Here is a 26003-nt window from a genome sequence, read left to right as displayed (position 1 = left end):
AAGCTCAAGTGAATTCGAGGTGAGCGGACAGAAGTGGCCGCGCGGTCTGCACCGCGCGGCCACTGTGGTCTCAGTTGGCGTTCTCAGCCAGCCAGGTGGTCATCCGCTCGATCTCGGGGCCCTGCGCCGCGATGATCTCTTCGGCAAGCGCGCGCATCTGCGGATCGTCGCCGTGCTCGAGCAAAACCTCAGCCATGTCGATGGCGCCCTGATGGTGGGCGATCATTCCACAGGCGAAGGCCACGTCGGCATCCCCCATCATCATGCCTTCGTGCATGGCCGGCATGGTGATCATCATCTTGCGCATGTTCTCCTGGACATGCTCGGGCATGGATTCGAGGTCCATGCCTCCCATACCCATCATTTCCATCATGCCCGCGTTCATGCCGCCGCCCTGATTGCCGTGCATGCCGCCATGTCCCATGGCCGAGTGATCCATACCACCCGAGGCAGCCGCTGTCGTGCACTGCTCGGGGAGCTGGAATTCCGCGTCCTGCGCCATGACGGGCGCTGAGGACGCGGTTGCAGCGATAGCCGCGGCGAGGATCGTCTTTGCGATTGTCATCTTGAGTTCTCCTGAATGTATGATTGGTCGAGCGATCAGAGTCACAGGCGTCGCGGAGGGGGGAGGATCACCCCAGGGTCGCTTCCCAAGCCCGGCACCGGCGTCGCAGCCGTCGTCTCGTCGCTGGCCGTAACGGTCGTGATTTCATGCGCTCCGACTGAAATCCCCGGACAGCAATGAGCCATCATGCAACAGCCTGCTGCCGCAGCATCGCAGTCAGCCTCCATCTGAACGGTGAGAAGGCTGTGCTGGTCGCCCCGTTTGGCATGAGCCTGGTGAGTATGGGCTTCCGCTTGCGCCGCGTGATCATAGGATAATGGGGAGCCAAAGCTGGCAGGCGGCCAGATGAAGGCGAATGCCAGCGCCAGTACCGCTGCCATTGCCATGTTGCAAATCCGCGCTGATTTTTTCATCAGTAGTGATCCACCAGGGAAGACGCTAGCTCAGCAGTTAAAACCCGCTCCAAGTGAGCGCGCTCCTCTTGGTGCTGCTTCCAACTATTGGCCGAGCGTCATGCCGCAGGGCGAGGCGAGAACCCGGCGTCCTCGAGCACGGCTGCAACAGCAGATCGATCGACGCCCGATTCCACGGTCACCCGCTTCTGGGGCAAATCGACGTCGACCTTTGCCTGCGGGTCGACCGAGTGGATCGCCTTGGTGACGCCCTTGGCGCAGCCGCCGCACGTCATGTTGTCGATCTGGAACTGCATGGCACTCTCCTGAAGGGTTCTGCTTCCTCGCTTTCTACAAGATGGGGCTTCCAGTTGGTGGAAGGTCAAGGGCGACATCAGCACGAAATCGGGTGTTGACCTTCCAGTGACTGGAAAGAGCAGAAGAGTTCCAACGGCACTCGCCAATGGAGTTGACAATGAACGTCCAAGCGAAAGGAAGCGCCGAGATCGCTTCCAACCTGACACCAAGACAGGCCACTGTCTCGCTACCGGTCATCGGGATGACCTGTGCTTCCTGCGTCGGGCGAGTCGAGAAGGCCTTGAACCGCGTTGAAGGCGTGGGAAAGGCGACGGTCAACCTCGCCACCGAGCGTGCCGATATAACGTTGGTCCAGCCTGTCGATCAGGCCAGGCTGGTTCGGGCGATCGAAGACGCAGGCTACGAGGTTCCAGGTCGCGCGATCACGCTCGCCATCGATGGCATGACCTGCGCGTCCTGCGTCGCGCGTGTGGAAAAGGCGCTGCTCGCAGTTCCGGGCGTCGCATCCGCCACCGTGAACCTTGCGACCGAACGTGCTTCGCTTTCGACGTCCGGCACTGTCGCGGATCGCGATCTTGTCGCTGCAGTCGCCTCTGCGGGGTATGAGGCGCGGACGGTAAGCGGAAACGAAGACGACGAGACGCAGGCGTCCCGCAAGCAGGCGGAGCAAGCGGCCTTGGGTCACGACGTTGCCATCGCGGCCATCCTGACGCTGCCGGTGTTCGTGCTGGAGATGGGCTCGCACCTGATCCCGGCCGTCCATGACCTCGTCATGACCACCATCGGCATGCGCGAAAGCTGGTACCTGCAGTTCGTTCTGACGACAGTGGTGCTGTTCTGGCCGGGCCTGCGGTTTTACCGGATCGGCCTGCCGGCGCTCATCAGGGGCGCGCCGGACATGAATTCGCTGGTCGCGGTCGGCACGCTGGCCGCCTGGACCTACTCGGTCGTCGCGACATTCGCGCCGCAGATTTTGCCCGCAGGAACGGTGAACGTCTACTTCGAGGCGGCTGCCGTCATCATCACGCTGATCCTTCTCGGCCGCTATCTGGAGGCTCGGGCCAAGGGCAGGACCTCGGAAGCGATCAAGCGCCTTGTCGGTCTCCAGCCGAAGACGGCCCGCGTCCGCCGCGATGACAAGGTTGTCGAGGTGGCGCTTGGCGACGTCGTGACAGGCGACCTTGTCGATGCCCGACCCGGGGAGCGGATCGCCGTGGACGGCGAGGTCGTCGAGGGCGTGTCCTTCGTCGACGAAGCCATGATCACCGGAGAGCCGGTGCCGGTCGAGAAGCAGGCTGGCGCGACCGTGGTGGGTGGAACCGTCAACCAGACCGGCGCACTCACCTTCCGCGCAACCGCGGTCGGCGCCGACACCATGCTCGCGCAGATCATCCGTATGGTCGAGGAGGCTCAGGGTTCCAAGCTTCCCATCCAGGCGCTCGTTGATCGCGTGACGCTGTGGTTCGTGCCTGCCGTCATGGCGGCGGCCGCGCTCACTTTCCTTGTCTGGGCGATCTTCGGCCCGGAGCCTGCGACCACCTTCGCGCTCGTCAATGCCGTCGCCGTGCTGATCATCGCGTGCCCCTGCGCGATGGGCCTCGCGACACCCACGTCGATCATGGTCGGAACCGGGCGCGGCGCGGAGATGGGTGTGCTGTTCCGCAAGGGCGAAGCGCTGCAGTCGCTCAAGGACGCCCGCGTGGTCGCGCTCGACAAGACCGGGACGCTAACCGAAGGCAAGCCCACCCTCACCGACCTTGAGACCACCGGCGGTCATGCCCGTAACGATGTTCTGGCACTGGTCGCCTCCGTCGAGGTGAAATCGGAGCATCCGATCGCGCGCGCCATCGTCGAAGCCGCCGAGGCAGACGGGCTGAAGCTGTCCGATTTGGCCCGGTTCGACAGCGTGACGGGCTATGGGGTCAGCGCTGATGTCGGCGGACGCCGCGTCGAGATCGGCGCCGATCGTTTCATGGAGAAGCTCGGGCTCGATGTCGGTGAATTCGCGACAATCGCCGCGCGACTGGCCGACGAGGGCAAGTCGCCACTCTACGCCGCCGTCGACGGCGAGCTTGCCGCGATCATCGCTGTCGCCGATCCGATCAAGCCATCCACGCCGGAGGCCATCCGAGCCCTGCACGAACTCGGACTGAAGGTGGCGATGATTACTGGTGACAACCGGCGCACGGCGCAAGCCATCGCACGACAGCTCGGGATCGACGAGGTCGTGGCCGAGGTGCTGCCGGACGGCAAGGTGGAGGCCGTCAGGGCGCTGAAGCACCAACATGGTGGGCTTGCCTATGTCGGGGACGGCATCAACGACGCGCCCGCATTGGCCGAGGCGGATGTCGGTATCGCCATCGGCACCGGCACCGACATCGCCATCGAGGCCGCCGATGTGGTCCTGATGTCGGGCAGCCTCAAGGGCGTTCCTAATGCGATCGCGTTGTCAAAGGCGACGATCCGGAACATCCGGCAGAATCTGTTCTGGGCCTTCGCCTACAACACTGCGCTCATCCCGGTTGCAGCCGGGGCGCTCTATCCCGCCTTCGGGTGGCTCCTGTCGCCGGTCCTGGCGGCCGGTGCCATGGCGATGTCGAGCGTGTTCGTGTTGGGCAATGCGCTGAGACTGAAGCGCTTCCGGGCTCCGATGGCTGACGTCGGTCGATGATGAGGAACTGGGAAATGCTGCCGCATGGCACGGATTGGCTCTCTGCGATAGACAGGCAAGAACGTCGGAAACACATGACCCGCAGCGCTGCAGAGAACGTCTGAGAAACGGAGGAAGAAATGCAACTGATACTTTCCCGACGAGGCTTCGTGCTGGGCGCATGCGCTGCCTCGGTTGCCGGTGCTGTCCCCGCAATGGCCATCGCAAGGTCTGCGCTCCACGTCCTCAAGGATCCCAACTGCGGATGTTGCTCGGCCTGGGTCGAGATTGTGCGGGCCGACGGGTTCGATGTGACGGTCGAGGAGAGCATGGGGACGCTGCTCGCCCGCTACAAGCTCGACAACGGCATCCCGCAGGAAATGGCCTCGTGCCACACAGGCAGGATCGCGGGCTACATGATCGAAGGTCATGTTCCGCCCGCCGATATCCGGCGGCTGCTGGAGGAACGCCCGGACGCCATCGGTCTCGCCGTGCCCGGGATGCCCTACGGGTCGCCCGGCATGGGCCCGGAAGCCGAGCGCGAGGCGTACGAGGTGTTCCTGATCCGGCGCAGTGGGTCGACCGAAGTTTTCTCCAGCTATGGCGCAGCCTGAGTTCCGAGCAGCCAGTCCATAGCCGTCAGGGACGAGTGCAAGCGCGCGCCTGATCCCGCATTACGCTGTAGTCGGCGATCATCTCGGCGACGGCCGACCGCTCTGGCAGGAGCTCGAGTTCCTCGGCTGCCCGCGTCTGGACCTCGCGGCTGTATTCGACAGCGGGCGGACAGGAGACTGACCCCAGCTCGTCAGAACCGACCATCGCGCAGCCGCTCAGCAAGCTCGTCGCGGTCGCGAGGGCGGCGAGCTGCTGCTTCCAGCATCTGGCGTTGGGCATCATTGGTCTTCTCCAAGGTTCCGAGACGCTCAGAGAAAGTTTTCGCGGGGGCAAGTGGCGGAGAGGGTGGGCCTGCCGTCGAACCTTCCCCACCTACGCGACACCCTAATTATTTGTTTTTAATTGAAATCTAAAGGGGCTCCCGCTCTCGTTCGAGATGCATTCAACGAGGATCGACGGTTGCATAGCCATGTCTTCCGCTGCAATTTCAGAGCTGTCGAGCAAAGCAATGTCGGTCAAGGCACCCTCCACCACATCGATGAAGGCAAGATCGGTCGCACGAAAGGCGAAGGTGTCCAGGATCCTCGCAACTTGTGGCCAATGGTGGCGCCAAGGGTAATCGACCGTCAGCAGGATGGCATGGATGTCGCAAATGCGTCTTTGCTCGAACTGAAATGGCGTTGGCATTTCTGGAACAGAGGCATCGAATTCATGTCGGCGCTCGAAACCCGTTTCGTTATTGCGTAGCGTCACCGAAAAGCGAATGTCCTGATCCACCGGGGCGAGCCGAATGGTCAGTGCTTGGGTCGCGACACTCGTTTCATCATACAATGTCTGAAAGTAGCTCAACTCCTGCGCCGAAGCGCTCCCGGTGGACAGTAACAGAAACAGCGAAAGAACCGATTGCCTGCTCATTCGGCGTCCTCAAATCGCGGACGGGCAACCGAGAATCGACAAATCCCATTGAACTGGCCGCCATCCCGGAGAACTCTCATGATGGCCTGTCGCTCCTCATAAGTCCTTGTATGACGATTTATTCGCCTCGTTATCGAGTCCGTGACTTGATCGGTCAGTCCCTCGTCTGCGAGACGATGCAGACCATGATCAAGCCAGAAGAAGACAGCCGATCTGACAGCGTAAACCGGGTCCGCGGCCAGGCCCGGTTCGGCTTCAAAATCGATGCTCTCGCCAAAAACCGTAAGATGCCACTGCGTGAACGCCCGATAGTTGGCACGACCCGTCAGTAGAAACAAGCCGCGACCGCGAAATGCCCATCCGTCCCCGCTTGCGGCATCTCCATTGCCGTTTCGATTGGCGTAAGCGAGGTTGGCAATCGACACGCGATCTGCTGGTTGTGCATCTGTCCGGCCATAACGCTCGGCGTCCTGAGGTTGTTTCTGAAGTAGCTGAACGTGCTTTTAAGACCCCGTGGATTGTAGTTGAGATTTTCTTCGAGGCGCATGTTGGGGCCTGCCTCTTGGCGCATCTGTGCGAGGAAGTGGATCAGGCGTTCCCGGCGATCCAGGCCGCCGGATACGATCCGAAGGTCGAGCTCGCGCGCGATCGCCAGAAGCCTGTCAGCGGGAGCGTCCGGAAATACTTCCGACAACCTGTCTCCCGTCAGGATGTCGCAAACCGCGCCTTCAGGAATCTCCTGCGGATCGATGACTGGTTCGGCGATGCAGCGGCAGTTCCAATCCTGGCCAGGATGACCGCCAGGGGGCGGAGAGGACCACGCGAAGATCTGACCGTTGTTCTCCCTGTGTGCAGCCCGAACACGGTCATCGCCCTGACTGCGCCAGGTGTAGGTTTCGAGCTGAAGCGCATCTCTTTGACAATGACCGTTCAACGCCTCAGTATATCGCGCGAGGATCGCATTGATGACCGGATCGTTGGGATTGACTGGAACACTCGTTTCGTTCAGCTGGTCCGCGACAGAAGTGCGAAGTTGATCTCTGATCGTAGTCAGGTCGACCGACGTGATATCAATGCTGAAACCCTCGGGGAGAAAACCGTTCAGCCGGGCAACGCCTTCGGCCAACGCATCGTCGATGATGCTGTCCAGCAGTCGGTCCGGGACCACCGAGAACTTGACTTCCGGTGCCTGAACCGGACCAAGCGGCAAGACGAAGACGCTGTTGCCGCCTGACCTGATCCAGGCCGCAAACTTGCTTTCGTGCCGCATCGGTTCCTCCGCATCGTTCCCCGAAAGCAGTATCAGATTGGAGTTAAGGTTGCGTTAACCCTCCGAACGCACCGTCGCGTCTGGCAGAGAAGGTTAGATTTCGCTGGCGTTCGGGTGGCGGAGGGGACGGGACTGCGGTCGAACCTTCTCTGGGTTCGGGCGTCTTTATATACTCGCAAACTGCTCAAATGCGCGACTCCTGCGCCGGAACCCGGCGGTGAGTATCCCGGACTGTTCGTGTTCAATACAGCGAGCTCAGGTGTTCGGGTTTCAAAGACGGAAGCACGATCACATCTGCCCCGTGAACGGCCTTCTCGTGAAGATGTATCACGTCCTGATCCAGCATCCGGATGCAGCCGGAGGACACAGCCTTTCCAAGCTCACGGGCGGAAGCGTTGCCATGAACCCGGTAGAGGGTATCGACACCGTTCTGGAACAGGTACAGGGCTCGGGCACCCATCGGGTTATCTGGGCCCGGATCCATCCCGCCATTGGCGACGGAATACGGCTCGAGTTCCGGCTGTCGCTCGATCATGGATTGCGGTACCTTCCAGCGCGGCCAGGAGCGGCAGAACTGCAACCGGGCCGTCCCCTCCCAGTCGAACCCGGCCGCACCGACACTGACGCCGTAGCGGGTGGCGGTCTCGGGGTTCTCGACGAAGTGCAGCAGTGCGGCGTCGGGATCCACGACGATGGTCCCCCGCCGTTTGTCCGGCCAGGGGTTCGATACCTCCTGCCGCCAGTATTCCGGGCTGAGGACGCCTTCCTCGACAGCCGGAACCGGATACGGCTCATCGAGAATCGGACCATAGAAGTCGGGCAATGCGGGCAGTTCAGGAGGCGGGGCGACCGTCGCCGCTCTGTTCACAGGTTCCATATCGGGGCGGACGCAGGCCGACAGGGCGGCAACCGCTCCGACCGAAACGAAGGTGCGACGGGTAAGCATGAGATGGCTCCATCTGATCCGAGTTCGGGTGCCGACTTTCGAGGCGATCCTGGCTTACGTGGATCGTGCCTGTGAGACGGCGGTGGAAAGTGCGCGCCCATCAAGCGCGCCCGCGTAGATGCGCGTGCCGATGATGAAGGCGGGGGTGCCTCGAAGGCCAAAGACCGCAGCCTGCTTAGAGTTGCGCGTCATGAAGCGATCCCAGCGGTCGCGGTTCGCCTTGTACGCTTCCTCGGCGGCGGCGGGATCGACGCCGGCGGCCTCGAGCGTCTCCTCGATCAGCGCGTTCGAGAGTCTGCCTTCCGTCGCCATCAGCGCGTTGTGCGCGGCCTCATAGTCTCCGAGCTCGACGGCGCCGAGGGCGAGCTGGCTTGCCTGGACCGAGGGCGCGCCGAAGATCGGCCAGTCCTTCATGACCAGCCGCAGATTCCCGTCCCTTGCCACGAGGTCGAGGAGCATCGGGTGGTTCATCTTGCAGTAGGGGCACTGGTAATCGAAGTACTCGACGATGGTCACGTCGCCCTCGGGATTGCCCTGCACCGGCCCGTCGATGTCATAGAGGACGTCCTCGACACCGAGGCTGTCCCGCGACTCGCCGCCGCTGCCGAGAAGCGGGAGAGCGGTTACGGCCAGACCGCCAGCGCCGAACGCCGCGGCGCCTCCGAGGATGCTGCGTCGCGTCAGGGTCATGTCTCGTCTCCTGTGAGTTGCTGGTTCTGTTGCAGGTCCTGCATCCGCGCGGTGAGTTCGGCGCGGGAGATCTCGCCGACATGGACCGCCTGAACACGGCCCTCGGCGTCGAAGAAGAGGGTGGCGGGCAAGCCCACGGTGCCGAACTTCTCCATCAGCGCGCTCTGCGGATCGAGGAGGATGCGATCCCCGTCGAGGCGCGTCACCTCGAGAAAGCGGCGAATGCGCTCAGGCGTCTCGCCCTGGTTGGCGAAGAGGATGTCGACCGCGTCGGATTCGCCGGCGACCTCGACCATCATCGGCATCTCGCGCACGCAGGGCGGGCACCAGCTGGCCCAAAGGTTCAGGACGAGCGGCTTTCCGTTGCGGTCTGCCGGTGTGACCGGGGTGCCGGAGAGGTCGGCGAAGCGGGCTTCCGGCAGGCGCCCCAGCCTCTCGGCGCTGGATACGATCTCTACCGCCTGGAAGCCGAGCGCTCCGACGAGTGCCGACACCACGAGCGGTCTGGCGACCGCCGCGCCGCGGAGAAGCGACACGATCACCACGGCAACGAATCCGTAGACACCGATCTGCGAGGCGAACCCGCCCTGCCAGACGGCGAAGACGTCGAGGGGCGTCTGCCGGTAGCTCTCGAGGTTCGCCAGCACGAAGCCCAGTCGAGCCGAGAGGATCCCGACCGCGACCGCCGCGAAGGCCCAGGACGCGATATGCGCGCGTCGCCCGCGCCAGAGACCCCAGACCTCGGCCGCGACGAGAAACAAGCCGATGCCGACGATCGCCGCCAAACGTTCGGCCGAGAAGACGAGCGGTCCGATGGCGATGGCGTTCATCGCAGCGCCTCCGCCGAACGGATCAGGTCGTCCGTGCCCGGGGTGCCGACGAGCCGGGTGCCGGGCACCTCGGCGCGGCCGCCGTCGAGGAAGATCATCGTCGGCGGCCCGACCGCACCCAGCTCTTTGAGCATCGCCTGGCCCTCGGGCCCGAAGTCGCTGACATCGGCCTTGATCAGCGTCAGCGGGTCGAGCGCGGCGCGGACACCTACATCGGGCAGGACGCGGCGGTCGATGACACGGCAGGTCACGCACCAGTCGGCGGTGACGTAGACCATCGCCGGCCCCTGCGCCGAGGCGAGGCTTGCCGCCAGCGTCTCGGACGAGGTGGCCTGCGCGAAGACCGTCTCTCCGCCGTCGTCGTCGTCCGGTGCGCGTGTCAGCCCCGCGAGCGGCCGCAGCGGGTCGTCGCCGCCGGATGCCGCGCCGAGCGCCATGATCCCGCCGGCGAGCAGGGCTAGAATGCCCGCGGTCCTGCCCGCGCGCGGCCCGACGTCGGCATCTTTCGGCAGGAGGTCGAGGGCGCCGAGGAAGACGCCCGCCGCGACGAGGAGCGCCGCCCAGAGCGCCAGCGTCGCCTGCCCAGGGATCAGGCGCGACAGGAGCCAGATCGCGAGCGCGAGGAAGACGAAGCCGAAGACGCGCTTCGCCCCCTCCATCCAGCCCCCCGCGCGCGGCAGGATGCGCGCCCCGAAGATGCCGACCAGCAGCAGCGGCACGCCATGTCCCAGTCCCATCGCAAAGAGCGCCGCCGCGCCGAGCGCCACGTCCCCGCTCTGCGCGATGTAGAGGAGCGCGCCCGCGAGTGGCGCGGTGACACAAGGCCCGACGATCAGCGCCGAGGTGAAGCCGAGCGCCGCCGCGCCGCCCAGCGTGCCGCCGCGCCCGCCGAGCCCGGAGATGCGCGCGGTCCACGACGCGGGCAGGTTCAGCTCGAATAGCCCGAACATCGATAGCGCCAGCGCCACGAAGATCGCGGCGACGACCATAACCGCCGCCGGCGATTGCAGCACGAGCTGCAGGTTCGCCCCCGACCACGCTGCCGCCACGCCGAGGAGCCCGAAGGCCGACGCCATCGCCAGCACATAGGCCAGCGACAGCGCCGCACCCCGTCGCGCTGTCAGCGTCCCGCCCTGGCCGGCGAGAATGCCCGCAAGGATCGGGAACATCGGGAACACGCACGGGGTGAACGCCAGCAGCAGCCCGAAAACGAGGAAGGCGCCGAGCACCAGCGCCGGACCGCCCCGCGCGCTCAGCCCGTCGAGCAGCCCGGCATCGTCCGCCAGCGTCACCCCGGCCGCGCTCGTCGCTGGAGCCGCAACCGGCGAGGAGGCCTCGGAAGCCGGCGCGGCACCGTCGGCCGCGGCCAGCGTTACGGTCTGCGGTGGATAGCAGATGCCGTCGTCCTGGCAGCCCTGGTAGGTGATTTCGACCGGCCCAGCAGCGGCGGGGAGTTCCGCCTGTGCCGCGCCGTAGTAGACCTCCATCGCGCCGAAGGTGGGATCGTCCTTGACCACGCCCGGCTCGGTGTCGAGCGGCAGCGAGGCGCCGTCCGCCGCCACCGCCGCGAGGTGGTCGCGGTAGAGGTAGTAGCCCTCCGCGATTTCCCACTCGAGCAGGTGCGCGCCGTCCTCGCGGACGGTGACGTCCAGCCGGAACGCCTCGTCTGCCGGGATCGGCGCGCCCACGGTGGCGCTGGTCGTCGGAAAGCCCTGGGCCGCAGCGATACCCGCGAGCACCGTCAGGATCAGCGACGCTGCGGCGAGACGCATGGCGGCCAGCGCGGCGGAGATATAGGTTGCACTCATCATGCGGCCCTGATTCAGGCCGCCGCTTAAGCCAGGCTTAAGGCTGCGCCGCGACAGCCTAGTCGCAGCTGGAGAACGGAACCCATGCGGATACTGATCGTAGAGGACGACGAGACGCTGGCCGACGGGCTGACCGTGGGCCTGCGGCTCTCGGGGTTCACGCCCGAGCACGTCGCCACCTGCGCCGATGCGCGCGAGGCCCTCGGGCAGGACGGCTTCGCCGGCGTGGTGCTCGACCTGATGCTCCCCGACGGCTCCGGCCTCGACATCCTCGGCGAGCTGCGCGCGAAGGGCTCGCGCCTGCCGGTCCTGCTGCTGACCGCGCTCGATGATGTGCGGGATCGGATCGCCGGGCTGGACGCCGGTGCTGACGACTATCTCGGCAAACCCTTCGATCTCGAGGAGCTGGGCGCCCGGCTGCGCGCGATCCTCCGCCGCGGCGAGGGCCGGGCAACGGCCGAGCTCGCCTGGAACGGTCTCGTCGTCGATCCGGCGCGGATGCGCGGATGTCGCGATGGCGCCGAGATGGCTTTCTCGCAACGCGAGTTCGTGATCCTGACCGCTCTGATGGAGCGGCCCGGAGCGATCCTCGACAAGGCGGCGCTGGAGGAGCGGCTTTACGGCTGGCAGGAGGGTGTTGAGAGCAATACCGTCGAGGTTCACGTCCATAAGCTGCGCGCCAAGCTCGGGGCGGACTTCATCGAGACGGTGCGCGGCGCCGGCTACCGGTTGGCGGGTCCATGAACTCGATCCGCCTCCGCCTGTTCCTGATCCTGATGGTGGCGACCGGGGCCATCTGGCTAAGTGCGGTCTTGTGGATCCAGCATTCGACCAGCGCTGAGGTGGAGCGCGTGCTTGACGCCCGCCTCGCCGAAGCGGCGAGGATGGTGTCGTCGCTGATCGAGGACCGCCGCATCGACGTGGCGAGCGCTGCGGTTGCCGTGACGGATGCGCCCGTGGGGTTCGAGACCGCCGCGACTGGCTACTCCCACCAGCTCTCCTGCCAGATCTGGTCGCTCGACGGCACGCTCGTCGGCCAGTCGAGCGGCGCGCCCGGCGAGCGACTGACCGGGGAAAGCGAGGGTTTTTCCACCAACGTGGTCGATGGCGAGACCTGGCGCGTCTTCGCCGTCTCGAACGTCGAGCTGGGCGTCCGGGTGATGGTCGGCGACAGCATGCAGGTGCGCGACGAGTTGGTGGCCGACGTCATCACAGGCCTCATCCTGCCGGCGCTGCTGATCCTGCCGGCGCTGGCGGCGCTGATCTGGCTCAGCGTCGGACGGGGACTGATGCCGCTCGAACGGATGGCGCGGGCGCTCGCCGCGCGACCGGCAAGTGACCTCAGCCCGTTGCCCGATGCGCCGCTGCCGCGCGAGATCCGCCCCATGGGCGCCGCCCTCAACGGCCTCTTCCGGCGCGTCGAGGCGGCCCGCGAGCGCGAGCGCAGCTTCACTGTCTTTGCCGCGCACGAGCTCAAGACCCCGCTCGCCGGTCTTCGCGCGCAGGCGCAGGTGGCGGCGATGGCGCCGGACGAGGAGACGCGGACGCGCGCGCTGGATTGGATCGGCCAGAGCGTGCAGCGCACCGACCGCATGGTGCGGCAGCTCCTCGAGCTGTCGCGGGTCGATACGGAGGTCCCAGACGAGTCCGGACCGGCACAGTCCGTCGTCGACCTCGCCCGAGCGGTTGTCGAGGACCTCCAGCCCGCCGCCTCAGCCCGCGGCATCGACATCGTGGCGGACTCGGAGATGACGAATGTCCCGCGACTCGGTGGAGACGCGTTTCTCTTCGTGGCGGCGCTGCGGAACCTCGTCGAGAACGCGATCACCGCCTCTCCCGACAAAGGCACAGTAGACGTGACGCTCGCGTCGAGCGACGGCCAGCTGCTGTGCGCCGTTTCCGATCGCGGTCCAGGCATCGCCGAGGGGGACCGGGCGCGCGTTACCGATCGCTTCTATCGCGGCCGACAGGCGCCGGAGGGCGGCAGCGGCCTCGGCCTCGCCATCGTTGCCATGGCGATGGAGCGGCTGGGCGGTTCTTTCAGCCTGACCCCGCGTGAAGGCGGCGGAGAGATCGCGACGCTGTTCATTCCGGAGCCGTGCCAGGCGCGGCGGTGAGATCTTCCAGTTGCAACTTCGAGGTACCGCTCCGGTCAATCGTCCTTGCAGAACGCGTCGTAGAGCGCGGCCATGAGGGTCTCGAGGTCAGGATCGCTGATCCGGTAGTAGATCGTCTGGCTTTCGCGGCGCGTGGCGACCATCCCGGCTTCGCGGAGCTTGGCGAGGTGCTGGCTGAGGGCCGATTGGCTGAGCCCGACTGCCGATTGAAGCGACCCAACCGAGCGCTCGCCCTTCACCAGCTCGCAAAGAATGAGCAGTCGCTTCGAGTTTGCCACCAGCGCCAGGCGAGATGCCACGTGGTCCGCCTTTTCCCGAAGCGCGGCGACGGAGGCGTCTACATTCATCTCCATACATTAGCCTTGACTTATTTAGCTACGGCTCATATTTAGCCGCTTGTTCCGGCCGAAGCAAGGCTGGTCCCAGCGTGGAGACACAATATGGAGACAGCGACGGTAACTGCGTTCACGCCCTGGGCATCGCTCTTTGGCGGCGTCCTGATCGGGCTCAGCGCGGTGATGGTGATGGGCCTATTCGGACGCATCGCCGGGATCTCGGGGATCACCAACGGGTTCCTCGGGGCGGTGGTGCCGATGGCGGGCGCACCGCGGGACCGGGACTGGCGCCTGGCGTTCCTGCTCGGCCTGATCGCGGCGCCGCTGGCGCTGATGCTGGCGGGCGGCACGGTCGAGCAGACGGTGCCCAGGAACCTTGCCGGCATGGCGGTTGCCGGGCTGCTGGTCGGGCTGGGCACTGCGCTTGGTTCAGGCTGCACGTCGGGTCATGGCGTCTGCGGGCTGGCGCGGCTGTCGCGCCGCTCGCTCGTGGCGGTCCTGACCTTCATGGCCGCGGGGTTTGCCACGGTCTTCATCCTGCGGCACATCCTGGGAGTTTCCTGATGCGCATCGCACTCGGTTTTCTGAGCGGTCTCGTCTTCGGCCTCGGCCTCATCATCTCAGGCATGGCCAACCCCGCGAAGGTGCTGAACTTCCTCGATCTCGGGGGCACCTGGGACCCGAGCCTCGCCTTCGTCATGGGCGGAGCGACATTGACCGCCTTCATCGGCTACCGCCTCGTCTGGCGCAGGCCCGCTCCGGCGCTGGGGACCACCTTCGACGTGCCCTCGAACACGCGGATCGACCGGCCGCTAATCACGGGCGCGGCCCTGTTCGGCATCGGCTGGGGGATCGGCGGCTTCTGCCCGGGTCCCGCATGGACCGCTCTGCCGCTCCTCGCCCCCGGAACCCTTGTCTTCCTGCCGATGATGCTGCTCGGCCTCTGGCTCGGCTCGCACGGCAAGAACCTCTCAATCCTGAATCCGAAAGGAGCCTTCTGATGAGCAAGCTCAAGGAACGCGTCGTCCGCCACTCTCCGTCGCGCGGGACCGGGAGCCCCGATGTCTGGGGTATCTACGAACCCGACACCGGCTCGATCCAGTACATCTGCGCTGACCCGGCGACGAAGAAGGCCGCGCTGATCGACATCGCCTGGAACTTCGACCCGCAGCACTACCGCTTCTCGACCGAAAGTATGGACCAGGTGCTCGACCTCGTGCGCGAGAATGGCCTGACGGTGGAATGGGTGCTCGACACGCATCCGCACGCCGACCACGTCATGGCCTCCGCGCACCTCAAGGAGCGGACCGGCGCGCCGAACGCCATCGGCGAGAAGGTGCACGACATCGCGAAGCTCTGGGAGGAGATCTACAACATGCCCGGAGTCTTCGACCCGGACCGGGACTTCGACCGGCTGTTAGCGGAGGGAGAGACGTTTCGCATCGGCGAGCTGGAAGTGCGGGTGATGCTCTCGCCCGGGCACACGCTGGGCTCGATCACTTATGTCTGCGGCGACGCCGCCTTCACTCACGACACGCTGATGCAGCCCGACGTCGGCACCTCGCGCGCCGACTTCCCGGGCGGCAACACCGCGCAGCTCTGGACCTCAATCCAGGACATCCTGGCGCTGCCGCCCCAGACGCGGATCTTCGTTGGCCACGACTACGGCACGGACGAGCGTGACGAGCCGGAGTGGGAAGCGACGGTGGCCGAGCACAAGGCCGGGAACCGGCACGTAAAGGACGGCACGTCGCGCGAGGAGTGGATCAAGCGCCGCGACGAGCGGGACGCCACGCTGCCGCTGCCTGACCGCATCCTCGCTGCGCTCCAGATCAACCTGCGCGGCGGGCGCCTGCCGCCAGCCGAAGATGATGGCCGCGTCTACCTCAAACTCCCCGTGAACCGCTTCTGAGGAGCCAACGATGACCATGACCATGAAAGACCTCGTCGCCGATGCCCGTACCCGCGTCGGCACGGTTTCGCCCGAGGAAGCGGAGCAGGCGGCCCGCCAAGGCGACCTCATCCTGGATGTACGCGAGCCGGCCGAGCTGGAGTCGGCCGGGCGCATAGGCGGTGCGCTGCACGTCCCGCGCGGCATCCTCGAGACGCGAGCGGATGCGACCACCGACGTTGCCGAGGCGCGCCTGACGCGGGTGCGCGGCTCCGGCCGTGTCCACGTGCTCTGCGCCTCGGGCGGACGCGCCGCGCTGGCGGCGGACACGCTGCGACGGATGGGCTACGACGCAGACCTCATCGAGGGCGGCCTCGGGGGGTGGAAATCCGCCGGTCTCCCGGTCGAGAGCTGATCCATGGACAGGCTGGCCGGATACCTTCCCGTTCTGGACTGGGGGCGTCGCTACGACCGGCAGGCGTTCCTCAGCGATGGGCTGGCCGCGGCGATCGTGACGATCATGCTGATCCCGCAGTCGCTCGCTTACGCCATGCTGGCCGGCTTGCCGCCCGTCGTCGGGCTCTATGCCTCGATCCTGCCGCTGGTGGCGTATGCCGTGTTCGGTACCAGCCGCACCCTCGCGGTCGGGCCGGTGGCGGTAGTCTCGCTTCTGACCGCGACCGCCGTCGGCGCCGTGGCCGCGCCGGGAAGCGCCGAATACGTCACGGCCGCGCTGACGCTGGCCCTGCTCTCGGGTCTGATCCTGTTCCTGATGGGGGTGTTCCGCCTCGGGTTCATCGCGAACCTGCTGTCGCACCCCGTGATCTCGGGCTTCATCACCGCGTCGGGCCTGCTGATCGCGGCGAGCCAGTTGCAGCACATCCTCGGCGTCGGGGCCGGAGGGCACACTCTGGCGGAGATCGGCGGCGCGCTCCTGCGGGCGCTGCCGGAGACGAACCTGCCGACGCTGCTGGTGGGCGCTGCGGCGACCGCATTTCTGTTCTGGTCGCGCTCGGGTCTGAGACCGGCGCTGGAGCGCCTTGGCGTGACGCCGGGGGCGGCGGCACTGCTGGCGCGGACGGGGCCGGTGCTGGCGGTCGCCGTCTCGATTCTGGCGGTGGTCGGGCTAGACCTCGCGGCGCGCGGGGTGGCGGTGGTGGGCGAGGTGCCGCAGGGCCTGCCGCCGCTGTCGCTGCCGCCGCTCGACCCCGCGCTCTGGGCCACGCTCGTTCCCGCGGCGTTCCTCATCTCGATCATCGGCTTCGCGGAATCCGTCTCGGTCGCGCAGACGCTCGCAGCAAAGCGCCGCCAGTCGATCCGCCCCGATCAGGAGCTGATCGGCCTCGGCGCCGCCAACGTCGCCGCGGCTTTTTCGGGGGGCTATCCGGTGACGGGCGGCTTCGCGCGATCGGTCGTGAACTTTGATGCGGGCGCCGAGACCCCCGCCGCAGGCGCCTATACGGCCGTCGGCATCGCGCTCGCCTCGCTGTTCCTGACGCCGCTCCTCTTCCACCTGCCGACGGCCGTTCTCGCCGCCACAATCATCGTCGCGGTCCTCAGCCTCGTCGACCTCGGCGCGCTGCGACGCACCTGGGCCTTCTCCCGCTCTGATTTCGCGGCGATGGCCGGCACGATCGTCGTCACCCTCGGCTGGGGGGTGGAGGCAGGGATCGTCACAGGCGTTGCGCTGTCAATCCTTCTGCACCTCTGGCGCACGTCGCGCCCGCACGTCGCGGTGATCGGCCAGATCCTCGGCACACAGCACTTCCGCAACGTCCTGCGGCACGACGTCGTCTGCACCCCCGAGGTGCTGAGCCTGCGCATCGACGAAAGCCTCTACTTCGCCAACGCCCGCGCCATTGAGGACGTGGTGCAGCAGGCCGTGGCCGAGCGTCCGCAGGTTCGCCACGTCGTCCTCAACTGCGCCGCCGTCAACGGCATCGACGCCAGCGCGCTGGAGAGCCTCGAGCTCATCATGCACCGCCTGGGCGACGCCGGCATCAAGCTGCATCTCTCCGAGGTGAAGGGCCCGGTGATGGACCGCCTGGCCCGCAGCGACTTCGTCCGCCACCTCACCGGCCGCGTGTTCCTCTCGCATCACGAGGCCCTGGCCGAACTGGCGCCGGAGACAACCAGCCGCGCCGACCTCGAAGCACGACCAGCCATCGACGCAGCGCGAACCTTCCCCGAGCGGCCGAGGCGGCGCCCAGGTTGAGGTCGGTGGCAACTACCGGCTCGTTCGTTCCGACTTCCAACATTCTTCCCGATCCGGGATCGGATCGGAACGCCGGGGTCAGGAACCCTCGTCCACATCGCGGACGCCCTCTGGGCGCCCGTCCGAACCGGGGAAGGCGGACTTCAGCGCGTCCACGCCCCTTTGCGGATGCGCGTGCCGAGCAAGGTCGCGGCGCTTCTCCCGCTTCTTCATTTCGTCGATCCCCATCGCGGAGTTCAACTCGTCCTTCAGCCGCGGATCGACCTCGCCGTCGCGGTTGAAGGACCACATCAGGCGCGCGTCTCCGTAAGGCAGGGGGTCGCCCGGCATGCCGAGGCCGTCGGCGCGCCCCGTGTGCCAGGTGTGCCAAGTCTTGCCGTAGCTGTTGATGAGTAGCCGCACCAGCTCGTGTTCCGCGCTCTCAGGCAGGTTCGGCGCGGTCAGCTGACCCGACAGCACCTCGTAATTGTGCGGGTGCCAGTAGGTCTTCTCCTCCTCCGGCAGCCCATCGAAGAGCTTCTCCGAAATGATGTACTCGATCCCGATCAGGTTCGCATCGCGCGTGTTGCCGTCGAAGATGGCGCATTGCAGCACGTCGGAGTTCACCTGCCGGCAGTAGTGATGCGCCTCCATCTGCATCTTTGGCGCGTGCTTGGCACAGTGGAACCCCACCACGTAGATGTCGAAGTCCTTGAGCGGCGAGGTGTCCTGGAGCGCCCGCGACCCCGTCTCCAGCGTCGTGCGCCAGAGCGTCTTGCGGTCTCCCGGCGGATGGATCTTCGGCTCCCGGGTCTTGGTCATACTTCCCTCCCTGATGCAGGCACGTGGCGCCCGTCAGTGCGCCGCATCGAAGGCTTCACTGGCCCGCGGATCTGGCGCACTCTCCTCAGGCAGATCTTTGAAGTCACCCCGAATGGCCTTCAGCGCATAGCGCTCACGCTCGATCTCCCCCGCGGTGCGGAAGCCGAGCGATCTCAGGATCGGAACCGGCGGGCACCAGCCCTGGGTCGCGTGTTGTAGGAGGAACCCGGTCACGACGAGCGGCAGGAACGCCCACCGCCGGTCGTGCGTCATCGATAGAACAGTGCCGGTCATCGCCAGCGTGGCGGCATTGGCCTCGATCGCGCGCTCAATGTCCCACTCCTCGTCCAGTTCGCGGAGGCGGCGCTCGATGAGGCGTGGCCGTGATGCATACCATTCCAGCCGGTCCTCGGCCTGCCGCTCGAATTCGCGGTGCGTCTCGGGGCTTCCTTGTGATCTCGTGGCAGTCGTGGCGAACATCGGAACATCCTTTGCAACGATCGCCGGAACTTAACCTGCCGCCCCTGGGGCTTGTTCCCGACCTCGCGTCACTCATCGGCTCGGAACGGCCTCGGTTCGGCACGCCCGTTCGATGGGAGAGCCAATCGGCGCGGGCATGCCATCAGTCGCAGGCGGATGCCTGCTCCCGCATCACGGCATAGTCACTCAGCATTTCTGCGATCGCCGAGCCCTCAGGCAGGAGCGCCAGTTCCTCGACCGCCCGCCCTTGAAGCTCTCGGCTGTACTCGACGACCGGGGGGCAGGCCGAAAGCCCCTCCCGATCAGAAGCGACCGTTGCGCAGCCGCTTAGCCAGATCGTCGCGAGAACGAGGGCGACGCGCCGCCGCCTCGAGCATCCGTCTTTGCGCGTCATGGTTTGTCTCCATAGTCTCGAGCCGCTCGGCCACTCGTCCGGCGCGCTCGCCGGAGCGGCGCAGGGCCAGCAGGAACAGAAGGATCGCGAGGGCGGTGACGCCGTAGCGGAGCGCCGTACGCGCCCATGCCGGTCCGGCGAGCGTGGTGAGGAGCCCGCCGATCACCGCCGCCCCCGGCGCCAGTCATCGAGCCGGGCGTAGATTGTGACCGCGATCCCCCCGAGCGCCACGGCGATGAACACCCAGCGGAGCGTATCGAGATACGGCACCAGCGGCAGGATGGCGGTCTGGGTCTCGGCCAGGACGCTCTGCGCGACCTCGACCCCGGCTGCGCCCAGCGTCGCCACGCCAGCCGCGCCACCGCCCTTCATGGTGCGGCTGTCGGCCAGCACTTCGCGTGCGGGCGGCGCCTCGGCTGCAAATGCCGTCTCCCGGACCGGGAACCGCTCGCCCCACTGGCGCGCGGGCCCGAGGTCGACGTGGATGAAGCCCGAGCGCGGGTAGAAGCCGAAGCCGAGGAACCCGACCTCTCGCGCCGCCGCCTCGAAGGCCACCGGGTCATGGTTCGCCATGGCGATATCGAAGGCGGCGCCGTCGAGGTGTTTCGACCGGGTCGCGCCGCCGACAGCACGGTTGTGCTCGGGGCTGCGATAGGCGGAGCGGACGATCAACGGCTTGCCGAGCCGGTCGCGCAGCGCCTGCAGCTTGTCGAGCGCGGGCTCGTTGACGAGCAGCATGCCCGTCCCTCGGCAGGCAATTTCGGCCGGCGAGAAGTTGGGCCAGCGCCAGGTGCCCTCGAGCATGTCGCGCCAATGGCGATGGAATGTCGTGGTCATGGGGTCCTCCGAAAACGAAGAAACCCGCCTCAAGGGCGGGTGCGATTGGGCTGATGAATGGGGATGGGGCTCGGCTACGGGCCGCCGCCGAAGATCTTCAGCTTGATGGCGATGCCCGCCAGCAGCGCCAGCAGGACCGCGGTGGTGATCATGCGGACGGCGGTCTGCATGGCGGTGCGGCGCACCAGCCGGATGCAGTCCACCAGGGAGCGCAGATCGCGGATGTCGAGCGCGGCCTCGTCGCCGTCGAGGCCGACATCGGCGAGCGCGCGCTTCGCACCTTCCTCGGCCGCCCGCGTCAGGATAGCCTCGAACTCGGCGTCGGGCATGCGCACGAAGCCCTCGGATCGGGGTGGTGTCATCGGATCCTCCTTCCTCCGCTCAGCCGATCTTGCAGCCCCAGAAGGACGTCTGGTCGGCGGCGAAGTAGCCGTCGGCAGCGCGGAAGATGCCTTGCAGCTCGACGGTGTCGCCCGCGGTGAGAGGTGCGATGGTCTGCAGCCAGAGTGCAGTCCACTCGGATACATGCGCTCCGCTGATCTCGCCGAAGGAGCCCCGAAGCACGGTTGTTCCGTTCAGCACCAGCCGCCCGCTCATGCGGGCCGCGGTGCTGGCGTTGACCTTGTAGAGCAGCGTCGCGCCGAAGTGGTAGGTGCCGTCCGCCGGCGCCACGAAGTGGTTGTTCGCGGCGTCGAACGCGCCCTGATCGTTGTAGTCGGTGTTGTTGAGGCCGATCTTCGTCCAGGTCCCCACGCCCACGTAGTTGTCGTAGTTGGTCCAAGCCTTGAACCGCGGCAGCCGGGGCTGATCGACGATGCCGGTGGCGTTGTCGACGCTGAGGCCATCGAAGAAGGTGCTGCCGTCGGCCGAGACCGCGAGGCGGAACCGGTCGGAGCCGAAGAGCCCCACCAGCGCCTTGGTCACGAAGTTGGTCTGCAGCGTCAGGCCGAGGTCGTCTCCGGCGGCCTCCTTGTTCATGGTGTAGAACAGATCGCCGGTGCCGCCCTCGGCGACGGTCTTCGCCGTCCAGAGCGCGGCGTTCAGCTTGGCCGAGAACGGGTTCGACGCATCCGCGGTGGTCCCGAGTCCCAGCAGTGCGAGGTTCTGCAGCGCGTCCGACGTGGTCCCGACCCAGCCTGCGCCGTCGTAGACCAGCAGCAGGTCCTCGTCCTCGACCCATGCCCGCCAGCCGTTGCGCGGCGGCAGTCGGAGCCAGGCACCATCGGTCCAGAGCGCGACGTTCAGGTCCCAGCCTGCCCAGTCGCCCGTTGCGCCGGAGGCGACGATGTATCGGTCGCCGTCGGCGGGGCTTCCGGGTGGCGCGGTCAGGTCCCGGTCGAGGACGGAGAGCTGCACGAGTCCGTCGAGGATCCTCAGCGCCTCGTTGTGGGTGACGTGCTTCTGGGCCTGCGCCGCCAGGATGTATGGCAGCAGCAGATGGGTCGTGGCATCGGACATGGACGGTCTCCAGAACGAAGAACGCCGCCTGCATGGCAGGCGGCGAACAGTGGCGCAGCGGTGGTGCTGACGAGCTACCCGCGCTCGGGCGTCTTCCCCGGAATGGCCGACAGAACCGGGTCGGGCTTCGGCGCGTCCCACGTTGCGGTCATTGCGGCCCAGCGATCAATCTCGGCCCGGAAGGCCGGGTCGTCGATCCTCAGATGGAAGGTGTAGAGCCGATCCACGATCTCGCGCATCAGCGCGCGCATCTCGTCGTCGTCGATCCGCGAGACCTCGGACCACGGAATGCGGTTGCCGTCCGCGTCCACTACGATGACGTCGCTGCCGTCGCCTGTGCGCGAGGCAGGCACCTGACCCGCGTGGAGTGTCTCAAGCTGCGTGTTGCGCACGCAGGCCACGGCCATCACTCTGGCAAGCTGGGCTGCAATCCTGTCTTCGTCCTCGGGGCGCATGTCCCAAGCCTACGACGTAGATCGCGCGCCGTGCCAGAACTCATTGCGCTACCTCAGAAGCTCAGCGTTACAGCCTTGGGCGCACCCCGCCCGACAAGGGCGGAGAGCTGATGGATGCGGATGTCTAGCGTGTCGCCGGGCCCGAGCGGCCCGCCCCAGTCGGCGGTCTGCTGGTCGGCGGTGTAGACCGCGCTGGTGGTGGCCGTGCTCAGCACCCGCTTCACGGTCACGCCATCAAGAATCTCGACCTCGTAGGTTTCGATCTCCTCTCCGAGCGGCACCTCGAGCCCACCCCAGTTGTCGGCCGCGAGCGACCGGGACCGGCGCGTCCAGCGGATCGTGAGATCGCCGGGACTGCGTGGCATGCGCCAGGGCTGCTCCACATGGGCGACCGAGAACGGCCGCAGGCCCGTGCCCGCGGGCGTGAAGGCCTGCGGCACATAGGTCTCGTCGCTGACCGGGCGGCTGGCCGGACCGATGCGCCAGTTCCACGGGATGCCGAGATCGGCCTCGGCGATGGGCAGTGACGCAAGCGCGGTGTCCAGAACCACGACCCGAGCGCCAGCGGGCGCCGGGTTGCCAATGGCGCCCTCGGTGCCGCGCTGGCCGCGCAGGAGCCGGGTCAGACGATATCGACCCGGCGCCAGCAGCTCGGTCGTACCCGCCTGCGCGATCTCCCAGACGCCGGGCGCGCTCTCGATGGCCAGCGCGTTCGCCCCGCCGAACAGGGTCAGGTCCGTGACGCTTTCCAGCGTGCCGGTCAGCAGATCGACCACCAGCGCATTGCCGAGATCGAAGCGCGACGTCGGCCCCGCGAAGAAGTCGGAGACCAGCGCCCCGATCCGGGCGCGGCTGCCAAACGTCGTCAGCAGCTCGAAGCCATCGGTCGAAGGGCTGCGGAACACCGCCATCTCGCCCGGCCAGGGAAGAGCGTGGGCGGCGACCAGCGGCCGATGCGCGGGCTGGTCCTCGGTCAGCTGCGGCAGGTCCATCAGCACCGCATCCGGTGCGCCGAACACCACCGCCCGCGTTAGCGATGCCGCGCGGGGATCGCCGGGCGGCAGATCGTAGGTCGCGCGGTCCTGGCGGACCGCCTCGATGCCGCGCGCCTCGGCGTCGGCGATGGAGACGAGCCGCAGATCGACCAGCCGTCCGTCATGCTCCAGCCGGATCGCGTCGGCCGGATCGAGCGCGAGACGCGAGGGCGGCAGACGGAACGCCGCCGTCTCCCGGCCCACCCACGCCTCCATCAGCGCGCGGCGGCAGCGGCGCTCGGCTTCCTCGGGCGGCACGGTCATCGGGAAGGACTCGGACGCGATCCGGGTCGTGTCCACGGTGATGCGCCGCGCCTCGACGAGGGCCGCGTCGTAGTCCTCGTCCGCCCGGGCGACCTGCCACTTCAGCGCCTGTGGCAGCTCCGTCTCCTGGCCACGCGTCAGTTCCAGCACATCGCCTTCGCGAGGGGCGACCAGATCGTCGGGCGCAAGGGTGGCGACGGAGGCCCGGCCGCGCATGACGAAGCGGATCACGCCCTCAGTTTCGACGGCGTCGAAGCCGAAATGGCGCGACAGCGTCGTGATCGAGGCGCGCGGACTCTCTAGCGCGGTGATGGCGCAGCCCTCGACCGCGCCCCAGAGACCGGTGACGTCGATGCGGTCCTCGGGGAGCCCCGCCCGCTGGCAGAGGTGGCGGACGAGTGCGGCCAGCGACACCGTCCCCAGCCGTCCCGTCAGCCAGTGGCCGAGCCGCCAGTTCGCGCCGTCCGTCCAAACATCGGTCAGTGCCGGGAAGAACGGATAGGGTCGCGCGTCCCAGGTCCAGGCGGCGCATTCGGGCACATGCACCATCCGGCCGCCGTAGACCGAGGACACCGGGTTGTTCGCGGCCTCGCCCCACCAGAGGTACGTCGCCTCGAGATACGCCCTCTGGATCGCGTCATCGCGCCAGCCCCGCGAGAAATGCGGCGTGAAGCTCTCCGACGACTTCGGGTCGAAGAAGACATTGGGCTGGTTCGTGCCACGGTCGATGGCGGGACAGCCGAGCTCGGTGAACCAGATCGGCTTGGACTGCGGCGTCCATGCCGTCGCCGTCCCGCTCTCCACGCCACCGGGGCGGTTGTAGTGCGCGTTCGACCACCAGCTTCGCAGATCCTTATAGCGGAAGACCCATGGCTTGCTGGCGGCACCGTCGGTGATCGGGGTGCGGACCTGCGCGGTGCGATCCGCCGCGTCGGCATAGAACCAGTCGAAGCCTTCGCCGCCCGCGACGTTCCCCTGCAGGTAGGCCCGGTCGTAGATCCCGGGCCAGCCCTCGGCCGCGTCGAGATGCTCGAAGCCGTCGCGCCAGTCCGACAGCGGCATGTAGTTGTCGATCCCGACGAAATCGATCTCGGGATCCGCCCAGAGCGGGTCGAGATGGAAGAACACGTCGCCCGAGCCATCGCCCGGCTGGTGCCCGAAATACTCCGACCAATCCGCCGCGTATCCGATCTTCGTCCCCGACCCGAGGATCGAGCGGACATCCGCGAGCAGGTCCCGGTAGGCCTGCACCGCCGGATAAGTAGACGCGCCCGAGCGGACCGTCGTCAGCCCCGGCATCTCGGTCCCGATCAGAAAGGCATCGACCCCGCCCGCCGCCGCGCAGAGATGGGCGTAGTGCAGGACCATGCGGCGCAGGCCCCAGTCGCCGGGCGTACCTGTCCACGACACCGACTGACCCGAGACGCTGAAGCTGGCGGGCGTGGCCGCGCCGAACAGCGCCGCGACCTGGCTTGCCGCCGTCGCCGTCTTGTCCACGGTCCCTGCGAACCCCGCTGCGGGAGAACAGGTGATCCGCCCCCGCCAGGGGAACGCGGGCTGATCTGCCTCGGCGGCGTTGTCGGAATAGGGGTTCGGGAGGCTGTTGCCCGGCGGCACATCCATCAGGATGAACGGATAGAAGGTGACGCGCAGCCCGCGCGCCTTCATCTCTTGAATGGCCTGCACCACCGCGAAGTCGGACGGCGTGCCGCCATAGACGGGGCGATCCTGATCGTCGCGGCTGACGAGGAAGGCGCTGGCGCGGCTGACGCCGTTCACCGACCAGGTGGCGGGCGTGGTCGACTTGGCCGATACCTCGACGCCCGGCCGTACCTTGCAGGAGCCCGCGCGCAGATCGTCGCCGAACCAGGCCACGACGAGGCTGATGCTCTCGACCTTCGGCGCCATGGCCTGCAGCCGGTCCAGCGCCTCCACCATGTCGGTGGAGTCGGCCAGCGCGTTCAGGTTCTCGGGCACCGTCGCGCCGCCATCGGTCTTGCGGATCGCCTGCGTGGCATAGGTGAACTCGCCAGAGGCCGGGATCATGGTGACGGCGCGGGTCAGCCCCTCGGCGGTGTCGGGATCGGCCAGCGGCCGGAACACCTCGAACGACAGTTGCGGCAGGCGGTTGCCATAGGTGGAAAGCGCCAGTTCCTCGAAGACCACATAGGCCGTGCCGCGATAGGCGGGCGTGCTGGCCGCGCCCATCTTCGCGGCGATGAACGGGTCCGCCGTCTGTGTTTCGTCGCCGGGATACCAGCGCCAGGTGACGCCGGAGAGGTCCATCGGCTTGCCGTCGGCCCAGATGCGCCCGATCCCGGTGATCGGACCCTCGCAGAGCGCCACGGCGAAGGAGGCATAGTAGAGATACTCGGTCGTCCTGACCTTGCCGCCCCCGCCGCCCTTGCCGCCGCCCTGCGAGGTAGTCTTCGTCTCCTCGCGGAAATCGGTCGCCCAGATGATGTTGCCGCCCATCCGCATTCGGCCATAGAGCCGCGGGATGACCGCGCCCTCGGTGGCCGAGGTGATGCGCAGCGTGTCGAGCCGCGCGCCCTCGATGCGCTGCGTCGGCGCCAGCGACGAGATGATCCAGCTGTCGACGACCGAGCCGATGCTGGAGCCGATGAAGCCGCCGATGGTCGCGGCGCTGACGCCGAGAATGGCGCCGCCGATGCTGCCGCCAATGGCGGCGCCAGCGGCACCGAGGACAAGCGTTGCCATGT

The 26003-nt window shown here is 67.0% G+C and carries 28 protein-coding genes; 9 read left to right on the top strand and 19 right to left on the bottom strand.

The window, feature by feature from the left end; all coding sequences use genetic code 11:
- Positions 1-70: 70 nt before the first annotated feature.
- From copM to ACFSGJ_RS07615, 3 genes are all read right to left on the bottom strand, one after another.
- Positions 71-565, bottom strand: a complete 495-nt coding sequence (gene copM / locus ACFSGJ_RS07625; RefSeq protein WP_390260402.1) for a CopM family metallochaperone — start codon at positions 563-565, stop codon at positions 71-73.
- Positions 566-606: 41 nt separating this feature from the next.
- A complete protein-coding gene (locus ACFSGJ_RS07620) occupies positions 607-978 on the bottom strand; it encodes a hypothetical protein (protein WP_390260400.1) in 372 nt (123 codons plus the stop codon).
- A gap of 98 nt (positions 979-1076) precedes the next feature.
- Positions 1077-1274, bottom strand: a complete 198-nt coding sequence (locus ACFSGJ_RS07615; protein WP_390260398.1) for a heavy-metal-associated domain-containing protein — start codon at positions 1272-1274, stop codon at positions 1077-1079.
- Positions 1275-1432: 158 nt separating this feature from the next.
- On the opposite strand from ACFSGJ_RS07615, the gene ACFSGJ_RS07610 reads away from it, so the two are divergent.
- Positions 1433-3946: a heavy metal translocating P-type ATPase gene (locus ACFSGJ_RS07610; RefSeq protein ID WP_390260396.1), complete on the top strand. Its 2514-nt coding sequence runs from the start codon at positions 1433-1435 to the stop codon at positions 3944-3946.
- Between the two features lie 119 nt (positions 3947-4065).
- Positions 4066-4539, top strand: coding sequence for a DUF411 domain-containing protein (locus tag ACFSGJ_RS07605; RefSeq protein WP_390260395.1), 474 nt, complete (start codon positions 4066-4068; stop codon positions 4537-4539).
- Between the two features lie 25 nt (positions 4540-4564).
- Here the strand turns inward: ACFSGJ_RS07605 and ACFSGJ_RS07600 are convergent, their stop codons facing one another.
- From ACFSGJ_RS07600 to dsbD, 7 genes are all read right to left on the bottom strand, one after another.
- Positions 4565-4822, bottom strand: a complete 258-nt coding sequence (locus ACFSGJ_RS07600; RefSeq protein ID WP_390260394.1) for a hypothetical protein — start codon at positions 4820-4822, stop codon at positions 4565-4567.
- A 102-nt stretch (positions 4823-4924) separates the two neighbouring features.
- Positions 4925-5455: a hypothetical protein gene (locus ACFSGJ_RS07595; RefSeq protein ID WP_390260392.1), complete on the bottom strand. Its 531-nt coding sequence runs from the start codon at positions 5453-5455 to the stop codon at positions 4925-4927.
- A gap of 325 nt (positions 5456-5780) precedes the next feature.
- Complete coding sequence (locus ACFSGJ_RS07590) at positions 5781-6725, bottom strand: phage minor head protein (RefSeq protein ID WP_390260391.1); 945 nt, start codon at positions 6723-6725, stop codon at positions 5781-5783.
- Positions 6726-6966: 241 nt separating this feature from the next.
- Positions 6967-7671 carry a L,D-transpeptidase gene (locus ACFSGJ_RS07585; protein WP_390260390.1) on the bottom strand — a complete coding sequence of 235 codons (705 nt, stop codon included), beginning with the start codon at positions 7669-7671 and terminating at the stop codon, positions 6967-6969.
- Between the two features lie 54 nt (positions 7672-7725).
- Entirely contained in the window at positions 7726-8361 is a 636-nt protein-coding gene (locus ACFSGJ_RS07580; RefSeq protein WP_390260389.1) for a DsbA family protein, read from the bottom strand.
- The gene (locus ACFSGJ_RS07575) at positions 8358-9191 is read right to left on the bottom strand and encodes a prolipoprotein diacylglyceryl transferase family protein (RefSeq protein ID WP_390260388.1); all 834 of its coding nucleotides are present in this window, start codon (positions 9189-9191) and stop codon (positions 8358-8360) included. Before ACFSGJ_RS07575 ends, ACFSGJ_RS07580 begins: the two co-directional genes overlap by 4 nt.
- A complete protein-coding gene (gene dsbD, locus ACFSGJ_RS07570; protein WP_390260387.1) occupies positions 9188-11002 on the bottom strand; it encodes a protein-disulfide reductase DsbD in 1815 nt (604 codons plus the stop codon). The genes ACFSGJ_RS07575 and dsbD overlap by 4 nt, the downstream gene beginning before the upstream one ends.
- Before the next feature lie 81 nt (positions 11003-11083).
- On the opposite strand from dsbD, the gene ACFSGJ_RS07565 reads away from it, so the two are divergent.
- A complete protein-coding gene (locus tag ACFSGJ_RS07565; protein WP_390260386.1) occupies positions 11084-11743 on the top strand; it encodes a response regulator in 660 nt (219 codons plus the stop codon).
- Positions 11740-13116 carry an ATP-binding protein gene (locus ACFSGJ_RS07560; RefSeq protein ID WP_390260385.1) on the top strand — a complete coding sequence of 459 codons (1377 nt, stop codon included), beginning with the start codon at positions 11740-11742 and terminating at the stop codon, positions 13114-13116. The genes ACFSGJ_RS07565 and ACFSGJ_RS07560 overlap by 4 nt, the downstream gene beginning before the upstream one ends.
- A 35-nt stretch (positions 13117-13151) precedes the next feature.
- On the opposite strand, the gene ACFSGJ_RS07555 is transcribed toward ACFSGJ_RS07560, so the two are convergent.
- Positions 13152-13469: an ArsR/SmtB family transcription factor gene (locus ACFSGJ_RS07555; protein ID WP_390260384.1), complete on the bottom strand. Its 318-nt coding sequence runs from the start codon at positions 13467-13469 to the stop codon at positions 13152-13154.
- 87 nt (positions 13470-13556) lie between these two features.
- Between ACFSGJ_RS07555 and ACFSGJ_RS07550 the strand changes: the two genes are divergently transcribed.
- The 5 genes from ACFSGJ_RS07550 to ACFSGJ_RS07530 are packed head-to-tail and all read left to right on the top strand — an operon-like array spanning position 13557 to position 17557.
- Entirely contained in the window at positions 13557-14015 is a 459-nt protein-coding gene (locus ACFSGJ_RS07550; protein WP_390260383.1) for a YeeE/YedE family protein, read from the top strand.
- Positions 14015-14452 carry a DUF6691 family protein gene (locus tag ACFSGJ_RS07545; protein WP_390260382.1) on the top strand — a complete coding sequence of 146 codons (438 nt, stop codon included), beginning with the start codon at positions 14015-14017 and terminating at the stop codon, positions 14450-14452. Before ACFSGJ_RS07550 ends, ACFSGJ_RS07545 begins: the two co-directional genes overlap by 1 nt.
- Positions 14452-15363: an MBL fold metallo-hydrolase gene (locus ACFSGJ_RS07540; protein ID WP_390260381.1), complete on the top strand. Its 912-nt coding sequence runs from the start codon at positions 14452-14454 to the stop codon at positions 15361-15363. Before ACFSGJ_RS07545 ends, ACFSGJ_RS07540 begins: the two co-directional genes overlap by 1 nt.
- A gap of 10 nt (positions 15364-15373) precedes the next feature.
- Positions 15374-15757 carry a rhodanese-like domain-containing protein gene (locus ACFSGJ_RS07535; protein ID WP_390260380.1) on the top strand — a complete coding sequence of 128 codons (384 nt, stop codon included), beginning with the start codon at positions 15374-15376 and terminating at the stop codon, positions 15755-15757.
- 3 nt (positions 15758-15760) lie between these two features.
- Positions 15761-17557, top strand: a complete 1797-nt coding sequence (locus ACFSGJ_RS07530; RefSeq protein ID WP_390260378.1) for a SulP family inorganic anion transporter — start codon at positions 15761-15763, stop codon at positions 17555-17557.
- 78 nt (positions 17558-17635) lie between these two features.
- Here the strand turns inward: ACFSGJ_RS07530 and ACFSGJ_RS07525 are convergent, their stop codons facing one another.
- From ACFSGJ_RS07525 to ACFSGJ_RS07490, 8 genes are all read right to left on the bottom strand, one after another.
- Positions 17636-18358: an OBAP family protein gene (locus tag ACFSGJ_RS07525; protein WP_390260377.1), complete on the bottom strand. Its 723-nt coding sequence runs from the start codon at positions 18356-18358 to the stop codon at positions 17636-17638.
- A 33-nt stretch (positions 18359-18391) separates the two neighbouring features.
- Complete coding sequence (locus tag ACFSGJ_RS07520) at positions 18392-18838, bottom strand: hypothetical protein (protein WP_390260376.1); 447 nt, start codon at positions 18836-18838, stop codon at positions 18392-18394.
- Positions 18839-19140: 302 nt separating this feature from the next.
- Positions 19141-19398 carry a hypothetical protein gene (locus ACFSGJ_RS07515; protein ID WP_390260374.1) on the bottom strand — a complete coding sequence of 86 codons (258 nt, stop codon included), beginning with the start codon at positions 19396-19398 and terminating at the stop codon, positions 19141-19143.
- Positions 19395-20069, bottom strand: coding sequence for a YcbK family protein (locus ACFSGJ_RS07510; RefSeq protein WP_390260373.1), 675 nt, complete (start codon positions 20067-20069; stop codon positions 19395-19397). The genes ACFSGJ_RS07515 and ACFSGJ_RS07510 overlap by 4 nt, the downstream gene beginning before the upstream one ends.
- Before the next feature lie 74 nt (positions 20070-20143).
- Entirely contained in the window at positions 20144-20431 is a 288-nt protein-coding gene (locus ACFSGJ_RS07505) for a DUF6127 family protein (RefSeq protein ID WP_390260372.1), read from the bottom strand.
- Positions 20432-20450: 19 nt separating this feature from the next.
- The gene (locus ACFSGJ_RS07500) at positions 20451-21527 is read right to left on the bottom strand and encodes a DUF2793 domain-containing protein (RefSeq protein ID WP_390260371.1); all 1077 of its coding nucleotides are present in this window, start codon (positions 21525-21527) and stop codon (positions 20451-20453) included.
- 74 nt (positions 21528-21601) lie between these two features.
- The gene (locus tag ACFSGJ_RS07495; RefSeq protein ID WP_165828115.1) at positions 21602-21982 is read right to left on the bottom strand and encodes a hypothetical protein; all 381 of its coding nucleotides are present in this window, start codon (positions 21980-21982) and stop codon (positions 21602-21604) included.
- A gap of 53 nt (positions 21983-22035) precedes the next feature.
- The gene (locus tag ACFSGJ_RS07490; RefSeq protein ID WP_390260370.1) at positions 22036-26001 is read right to left on the bottom strand and encodes a baseplate multidomain protein megatron; all 3966 of its coding nucleotides are present in this window, start codon (positions 25999-26001) and stop codon (positions 22036-22038) included.
- Between the last annotated feature and the right edge of the window lie 2 nt (positions 26002-26003).

The sequence above is a fragment of the Halodurantibacterium flavum genome (assembly GCF_042681825.1).
Lineage (GTDB): Bacteria > Pseudomonadota > Alphaproteobacteria > Rhodobacterales > Rhodobacteraceae > Halodurantibacterium > Halodurantibacterium flavum.
The sequence above is the reverse complement of the archived record's forward strand: the minus strand, read 5'-3'. Positions and strand labels throughout refer to the sequence as shown.